5 protein-coding genes are annotated in these 8,414 nt (G+C 69.3%); 4 read left to right on the forward strand and 1 reads right to left on the reverse strand.

The genetic code is table 11. From position 1 onward, the window contains the following. The 4 genes from O3Q52_RS43490 to fxsT all read left to right on the forward strand — a co-directional run. Positions 1-196, forward strand: a 196-nt coding sequence (locus O3Q52_RS43490) for a hypothetical protein (RefSeq protein ID WP_269654047.1), incomplete at its 5' end; no start/stop codon positions are given. Positions 197-340: 144 nt separating this feature from the next. Next, on the forward strand, positions 341-535 hold the full coding sequence (locus O3Q52_RS43495) for a hypothetical protein (RefSeq protein WP_269654048.1): 195 nt from the start codon (positions 341-343) through the stop codon (positions 533-535). After that, positions 532-1,824, forward strand: coding sequence for an HEXXH motif-containing putative peptide modification protein (locus tag O3Q52_RS43500; protein ID WP_269654049.1), 1,293 nt, complete (start codon positions 532-534; stop codon positions 1,822-1,824). Before O3Q52_RS43495 ends, O3Q52_RS43500 begins: the two co-directional genes overlap by 4 nt. Before the next feature lie 95 nt (positions 1,825-1,919). After that, complete coding sequence (gene fxsT / locus O3Q52_RS43505; protein ID WP_269654050.1) at positions 1,920-4,922, forward strand: FxSxx-COOH system tetratricopeptide repeat protein; 3,003 nt, start codon at positions 1,920-1,922, stop codon at positions 4,920-4,922. A gap of 77 nt (positions 4,923-4,999) precedes the next feature. Here fxsT and O3Q52_RS43510 read toward each other — a convergent pair. Further along, positions 5,000-8,414, reverse strand: a 3,415-nt coding sequence (locus O3Q52_RS43510; RefSeq protein ID WP_269654051.1) for a multifunctional oxoglutarate decarboxylase/oxoglutarate dehydrogenase thiamine pyrophosphate-binding subunit/dihydrolipoyllysine-residue succinyltransferase subunit, incomplete at its 5' end; no start/stop codon positions are given.

Genomic DNA, 8,414 nt, shown 5'->3' on the forward strand with positions numbered 1-8,414 from the left:
GCTCGTCGGAGTGCTCACCGAAGTCGACTGGGACGACGTCGAGTCGACCCGCGGGGCGGCGGAGGAACTCGCCGCGCAGACGGCTCCGCCGAGCGGGCGCAGGCCGCTGCCGGACGACGAATGGAGCCGCGCCTCGCCGCTCTGGTACCCCTGGTCCGAGGAGCGGCTCGACCACGCGGCGCATGACCGGAGTTGATCGGTAAGGGTTTCTGATTCCCACGCGTCGGGAAGAACTGGGCAGCCGTTGCGGCCGTGCGGGGCGGGCGTCGGCAGGGAGGAGCCGAGGGTGGGGGAGCAGAGGAATCGGGCGGCCGACCCTGGCCGGGACACCGGACGGACGGTGGCCCTGCCCGACCTCACCGACGTCGACCTGCGGACATTGCGTGCCATGGATGATCCGGGGCTCATCGCGGCTGTCGATCAAGTGCTGAAGAGTTCCCGTGAGTTCGGACAGGTCTGGTATGTGGGTGGCGAAGGCGGCCAGCGTACGTTTCCGGTCACTGGTGCCCTCGCGGGTGAGGAAGACCAGGGATGACCCTGGCAGCCGTCCCTTTGGAGGTCTTCACGGAACTCGCGCGGACCCGGCCTCTCCCGGAGGCCACCGCGGCACTGCGTGCCGCACTCCACGCGCGTCGCATGCTGCTCGTCAAATCCCTCCTCGTCCGGTTCGAACAGCGGCGTGCCCTGCTGGCGCCCGAGGTGGGCCGGCGCTTCGAGCAGGGCTGGGCACTGCTGGAGCGGGCTGAGCGCAGCGACCCCGCTGCCGTCCGTGACGTCGTCGACTACCCGATGACCGGCGCCTGGCTCACCGAGACGCTTGCCGCGCCCGTGGGCCCCGCCTTCGAGAGGCACCTGGCGCATCTGGGCGGCGTGGCAGTCGCCGCCGCTGTCCGCGCGGGCTGCCAGGTCGGCGGCACGCTCACACAGTCGTCGGGCAGCCTGGTGCTGCCCGGTCTCGGCGTGCTGCACTGCCCGTCGGGCAGCGCCCGGTTGAGAGGCCGGGGTGGGCTGGTGCGGATCACGGACGGCGCGGGCGGGAGCGAGGTGATCCTGCCCCGCCCCACGGCACGAGGCGAGTCGGGCACACGGCGTCCGGTCGGCAGTGGACCCGGCTGGTCCGCATTACGGACACTGCCCGGCAGTACCGTTGTCCTTGACGACCTCGACCCCTACCGAGTGCCGCGGCGCGGGATCGGCCCCGCGGCCCTGCCTGCGGCCGATCGCCCGCACTCGGACCACCGGCCGTGGGCCCGGATATGGCACGAGGCGCACACGCTCCTGTCGGCGACCGACCCGGGGCGCGCCGCTGAGACGAGCGCGGTGTTGCGCGCCGTGGTACCGCTCGTGTCTCCGGTGGGGGACGGAGGCATCACGATGAGCGCCACGCTCCGGTCCTCCCCGGGCGCCGTACTGACTCAACTGCCCGCCGACGCAAGCGAGCTGGCGGAGTCCCTGGTACACGAGTCCCACCACACCAAACTGGCCGCCCTGCACGAATTCGTGCCCCTGTACCGTCCGGGCGGCGGGACCCTCCACCGGGTGGCATGGCGGCTCGACCCGCGCCCCGTTCCGGGCGTACTCCAGGGGGCGTACGCACATCTCGCGCTCACCGATCTCTGGTGGCGGGCACGGACCGGGCCGGTCACTCCCGACGCATGGCGACGTAAGGCCACGCAGCAGTTCGAGACCTACCGGGAACAGGTCGGGGAAGCCTTGTCCATTCTCCTCGAATCCGATGAACTGACCTTTGCGGGAAGGGAGTTCGTCCACGAGATGAGCAGGCATCACGCGAGTCTCGGCGTGGCGACCCGAAATCCTGGGTGACACTGGGTGCAAGATCAGTTGCGTCGTGTGCGGACGCATGAATGAGACGCACCCGGCGGACAAGCGCGACGGACGTGGGAAGCAGGGAGCGTGTGATGGCGGAACAGCGGGGGACGGGCCGGGACAGCGCGGCGGCACCCGAGCACTTCCTCGTGGTCTTCCCGGGATACCACCGCTCGTGGGCAGCATGGATCGCACAGTGCCTGGAGCGTCACGGTCACCGGGCCACCCAGCAGCGCTGGGATCCACCCCGCGAGGTCCCGCTCGAGGACTCGCTGGGCGACCTCCTGCTGTCCAGCGGGCGGGTACTCCTGGTCCTCAACGACTGGTTCTTCGAGCTCGGTCCGCGCCCTGCGGGCGAGTGGAACGACGCCCTGCGCGGTTTCGTCGCCGCGCACGCCGACCGTTTCGCCGCGGTCAACCTCACCAACCGGCCGCTGCTTCCGGCCACCGCGGTCCTCGAACCGGCCAGCCTGTGGGGGCTGAGCGAGGAGGCGGCCGAGGAGCGTCTGCTGAGTCGGCTCGGCCTGGAGCGCCGCCGTAACCCGAGGTCCGTTCCCACCCGGCTCCGTTACCCGGAGACACGCGCCGAGGTCTGGGGGGAGGTTCCGCGCCGCAACCCGCGGTTCACCGGCCGGGACGACCTGCTCACCGACCTTCACCAGCGCCTTTCCGACGCCGAACGAGGCGCCTCCGCCTGCACCCTGCTCGGCATGTCCGGCATCGGCAAGACCCAGCTCGCCGCCGAGTACGCACACCGCTTCAGCCCCGACTACGACATGGTGTGGTGGATCAACTCCGACGACCGCAACATCCAGCGTGACCGTTTCGGTGAACTCGCCGTGGAACTCGGTCTGCGCAGCGGCAGTGAGCCGGGCGAGCGCATCCGCGCCGTGCGGGACGCCCTGCGGCGTGGGGAGCCGCACTCCCGTTGGCTGCTGATCTTTGACGGCTGGGACGACACCGAAGGCATCAACACGCTGCTCCCGCAGGGTTCCGGGCATGTCCTGGTCACCTCCCGCAACCGCGGCTGGAGCGAGCACACGGACATCCTGGAGATCCCCGCCTTCCTGCGTGCGGAGTCCACCGGATACCTCATGCGCCGAGCACCCCACATCACCTCGGACCAGGCCGACGAGGTCGCCGTCGAGTTCGGCGACGTACCGCTGCCGCTCGTGCAGGCGGCTTCCTGGCTCGGCGAGTCCGGCATGGAAGTGCCCGAGTACCTGCGGATGGTCCGCGAGCGCAAGCTCACCACCGTCGACGAACCCGCCACCGGAGAGGGCTTCCCACAGTCCTCCATGACCTCCTGGTCGATACTGCTCAACAGGCTCCGCCGCTCGCAGCCGCAGGCCATCGACGTCCTCAGCCTGAGCACGTCCTTCGCACCCGGACGTATCCCGCTCGGCCTGATCCGCGCCTATCCGCAGGCCGAACTCCCCGAGGAGCTGCGGTGGATGGCCACCGACCTGCCCGCCTGGACCCGGGCCCTGGACACGCTGGTCAACTACTCGGTGCTCACGCGTGAGACCCGCGGTCCCGCCGGCGCCGAGATGGGCCCGCACCAGGAGTCCGTCCACATGCACCGGCTCGTCCACGACATCGTCTCCAAACTGACCAGCGAGGACAGCCGCGCCACTCATCGCAAGGCCGTCCGCAGCCTCCTCGCGGAGGCCGACCCCGGTAACCCCTTGGACAGCAGGAACTGGCCCCGATACGCCGAGCTGCTCCCGCACCTGGAACCCTCCGGCGCGCTGGACAGCACCCGGCCACGGGTCCAGGAGGCTGTACTGAACTGCCTGCGGTACTGCTTCCGCAGCGGGGAGTACAACGGCGGCCTCGAATTGGCGCAGCAGATCCGTGACCGCTGGTCCCGGACGGTGGAACCGCTGGCCCAGCCGATGCTCGACCTGACCACCCAGGAGAGCAACATCCTGCGGGCCAGCGGCCGGTTCCGGGACGCGTACGAACTCGACGACGGTGTTCTTACGAGGTTGCAGACAGCTCCACAACGCAGCGAACTCGGAGAGCTGAGCACCAAAAGCGCCATGGCCAACAGCTTGCGCCACCTCGGGCGATACGAGGAGGCGCACACCCTGCAGCGAGAGGTCCACGATGGCAACAACCGTCTGCTCGGCCCGGACGAGGCTCCCACACTGATCGCCCGGCACAACCTGGGCGTCGGTCTGCGGCTCCTCGGCAGGTACGCGGAGGCGTACGAACTCGACCTGGAGACCCTCGCCCTGCGGGAGAGCACGCTGCGAGCCAGGCACATCAGCACGCTCAATTCGGGCAGCGCGGTCGGCCACGATCTGCGCCTGCTCGGCCGCTACCGCGACGCGCTGTCCCGTCAGGAGCCGATCGTCCGACTCCATGTGCAGGTGCTCGGTCCACTGCATCCGCAGACCCTGGAGGCGCGCGCCCAACTGGCCATGTGCCGCCGTCGCGAGGGCGGATACACACAGGACGTGGGGCCCTCCATGGCCAGCCTCCTGGAACAGCTGGTCCAGCTGCACGGCCGGGAGCACTACCGCACGCTGTCCTTCCTGACGAACTACGGCAACTTCCTGCGGGAGCACGGCGACCTGAGCCAGGCGCGCGATCTGATCGCGGAGGCGGAAGCCGGCTACCGAGCTCTCCTCGGCCCCGCACACCCTGTCGCGACCGGCATGCTCTCCAACACCGGACTGGTCATGCAGGCCGCCGGCGAACGCGCCGAAGCCATGTCGATGTTCGAGTCCGCGATGGCCGGTCTCACCGCCACGCTCGGCCCCGACCACCCCTGGGTGCTGGGCTGTGCGCTGAACGCCGCGAGTGCGCGCAACTTCAACGGCCGTATCTCCGACGCCGTCGACCTGAGCCGCGACACCCTGCGCCGCGCCCGGCACTCGCTGGGGGAGGAGCACCCGCTCACGCTGTCCTGCCAGGTGGCCCTCTCCGCGGATCTGCGTGCGGCCCGGGAGCAGGAGGAGGCGGGGAAGCTGGAGGAGGACGGCCTTCTCTCACTCACCCGCACCCTGGGCGCCCAGCACCCGCACACCATCTCGGCCCGCCAGCGCACCCGGCCCTACTGGGACTTCGAGGCCTACCTGGGCTAGACGGGACGTACGAAAGGGGTCGGGCCCGAGTCCTGAGGACTCGGGGCCGACCCCTTTCACATGCCGTGGGACGAGGCCTAGGCCTCGAACACCTCTCGCACCAACTGCTCCTGCTCAGCCTGGTGCCGCTTCGCCGAGCCGACCGCCGGTGAAGAGGACGCCGGACGGGAGATCCGCCGCAGCCGCTCCCCGTGAGGAACGTCCGCGCCGACCGCCAGGTCCAGGTGGTCGATCAGGTTGAGGGCGATGAACGGCCAGGCGCCCTGGTTCGCCGGCTCCTCCTGGGCCCACAGGTACTTCTCGGCGTTCGGGTACTTGGCGATCTCCGCCTGGAGCTCGGCACCCGGGAGCGGGTACAGGCGCTCGATGCGGATGATGGCCGTGTCCGTCGAGCCGCGCTTGGTGCGCTCCGCGTCGAGGTCGTAGTAGACCTTGCCCGCGGTGAAGACGACCTTGCGGACGGCGGACGGGTCCACCGAGGCGTCGCCGATGACCGGACGGAAGCCGCCCGTCGTGAACTCCTCCGCCTTCGACGCGGCCGCCTTGAGGCGGAGCATCGACTTCGGGGTGAAGACCACCAGCGGCTTGTGGTGCGGGTTGTGCACCTGCCACCGCAGGAGGTGGAAGTAGTTCGACGGGAGGGTCGGCATGGCGACCGTCATGTTGTTCTGGGCGCAGATCTGTAGGAAGCGCTCGGGACGCGCGGACGAGTGGTCCGGGCCCTGGCCCTCGTAGCCGTGCGGGAGGAGCAGGGTGACGCCGGACGTCTGGCCCCACTTCTGCTCCGCCGACGAGATGAACTCGTCCACGACCGTCTGGGCGCCGTTGACGAAGTCGCCGAACTGCGCCTCCCACATGACCAGGGACTCGGGCCTCGCGAGCGAGTAGCCGTACTCGAAGCCCATCGCCGCGTACTCGCTCAGGAGCGAGTCGTAGATGTTGTAGCGGGCCTGGTCCTCGGACATGTACTGGAGCGGGGTGAAGTCCTCGCCCGTCTCCCGGTCGATCAGCACCGCGTGGCGCTGGCCGAACGTGCCGCGGCGGGAGTCCTGGCCCGAGAGGCGCACCGGGGTGCCCTCAAGGAGCAGGGAGCCGATGGCCAGCGTCTCGCCCATGCCCCAGTCGATCGTGCCGTCCTCGACCATGGCCGCGCGGCGCTGCAGCTGGGGCAGCAGGCGCGGGTGGACGGTGACGCGCTCGGGGATGTTGACCTGGGACTCGGCGATGCGCTTGACGACCTCCTGGGAGACCGCCGTGGTGACGGTCACCGGGAACTCGGGCTGCGCGTCCGGGACATGGGCCTCGGCCGGAGCGTTGGTCGCCTCGCGGACCTCGGTGAAGACCTTCTCCAGCTGGCCCTGGTAGTCCTGCAGGGCCTGCTCGGCCTCTTCCAGCGTGATGTCGCCGCGACCGATGAGGGACTCGGTGTAGAGCTTGCGCACCGAGCGCTTCTTGTCGATCAGGTCGTACATCAGCGGCTGGGTGAAGGCCGGGTTGTCCGACTCGTTGTGACCGCGGCGGCGGTAGCAGATGAGGTCGATCACCACGTCCTTGTTGAACGCCTGGCGGAACTCGAAGGCCAGTCGCGCGACGCGGACCACGGCCTCCGGGTCGTCGCCGTTCACGTGGAAGATCGGGGCCTCGATCATGCGGGCCACGTCGGTCGAGTACATGGAGGAGCGCGAGGACTCGGGCGCCGCCGTGAAGCCGACCTGGTTGTTGATGACCACGTGGACCGTGCCGCCGGTGCGGTAGCCGCGCAGCTGCGACATGTTCAGGGTCTCCGCGACCACGCCCTGGCCCGCGAAGGCCGCGTCGCCGTGCAGGGCGACGGGCAGGACCGTGAAGTCCGTGCCGCCCTTGTTGATGACGTCCTGCTTGGCGCGGACGACACCCTCCAGGACCGGGTCGACCGCCTCCAGGTGCGAGGGGTTGGCGGCCAGCGAGACCTTGATCTGCTCGCCGTCCAGACCGGTGAACACGCCCTCGGCGCCCAGGTGGTACTTCACGTCGCCGGAGCCGTGCATCGACTTCGGGTCGAGATTGCCCTCGAACTCGCGGAAGATCTGCGCGTACGACTTGCCGACGATGTTCGCGAGGACGTTCAGGCGGCCGCGGTGGGCCATGCCGATGACGACCTCGTCCAGGCGGGACTCGGCAGCCGAGTCCAGCACCGCGTCGAGCAGCGGGATGACGGACTCGCCGCCCTCCAGGGAGAAGCGCTTCTGGCCGACGTACTTCGTCTGCAGGAAGGTCTCGAAGGCCTCGGCGGCGTTCAGCCGGCGCAGGATGCGCAGCTGCTCCTCGCGCTCCGGCTTGGTGTTGGAGCGCTCGATGCGGTCCTGGATCCACTTGCGCTGCTTCGGGTCCTGGATGTGCATGAACTCGACGCCGGTGGTGCGGCAGTACGAGTCGCGCAGGACGCCGAGGATGTCGCGCAGCTTCATCATCGACTTGCCGGCGAAGCCGCCGACGGCGAACTCGCGCTCCAGGTCCCACAGCGTGAGCCCGTGCTCGGTGATGTCCAGGTCGGGGTGCTTGCGCTGCTTGTACTCCAGCGGGTCGGTGTCTGCCATGACGTGGCCGCGGACCCGGTAGGAGTGGATCAACTCGAAGACACGGGCGGCCTTCGTTACGTCGTCGTCGTGCGAGGCGTCGATGTCCTTGAGCCAGCGGACCGGCTCGTACGGAATGCGCAGGGCCTCGAAGATCTCGTCGTAGAAGCCGTTCTCGCCGAGGAGGTAGTTCGCGACGATGCGGAGGAACTCGCCCGACGCGGCGCCCTGGATCACCCGGTGGTCGTAGGTCGACGTGAGCGTCATGACCTTCGAGATGCCGAGCTTGTTCAGGGTGTCCTGGGACGTGCCCTGGAACTCCGCCGGGTAGTCCATCGAGCCGACGCCCATGATGACCGACTGTCCGGGCATCAGACGCGGGACCGAGTGGACGGTGCCGAGGCCGCCGGGGTTGGTCAGCGAGACCGTGACACCGGTGAAGTCGTCCATCGTCAGCTTGCCGTCACGGGCGCGGCGGACGATGTCCTCGTAGGCCTGCCAGAACTCGAAGAAGTTCAGCGTCTCGGCCTTCTTGATGCCCGCGACGACGAGCTGGCGGTCGCCGTTGGGCTTCACCAGGTCGATGGCGAGGCCGAAGTTGATGTGCTCCGGCTTGACCAGCGTCGGCTTGCCGTCCTTCTCCACGAAGGAGTGGTTCATCGACGGCATGGCCTTGATGGCCTGCACCATCGCGTAGCCGATGAGGTGGGTGAAGGAGATCTTCCCGCCCCGGGCACGCTTCAGGTGGTTGTTGATGACGATGCGGTTGTCGAAGAGCAGCTTCACCGGGACGGCGCGCACGGACGTGGCCGTGGGCAGTTCCAGCGAGGCGTTCATGTTCTTCGCGACCGCGGCGCTCGGGCCGCGCAGCGTCACGTACTCCGGACCAGCGGTGGACTCCGCCGCGGGCGCGGCCTTCGCCGCGGCCGGCTTGGCC

Source organism: Streptomyces sp. ActVer (assembly GCF_027270795.1).
GTDB lineage: Bacteria > Actinomycetota > Actinomycetes > Streptomycetales > Streptomycetaceae > Streptomyces > Streptomyces umbrinus_A.

Excerpts from the sequence above, each read along its gene's own strand:
- O3Q52_RS43500 (WP_269654049.1), top strand. The coding sequence starts at position 532 with ATGACCCTGGCAGCCGTCCCTTTGGAGGTCTTCACGGAACTCGCGCGG.
- fxsT (WP_269654050.1), top strand. The coding sequence starts at position 1,920 with ATGGCGGAACAGCGGGGGACGGGCCGGGACAGCGCGGCGGCACCCGAG.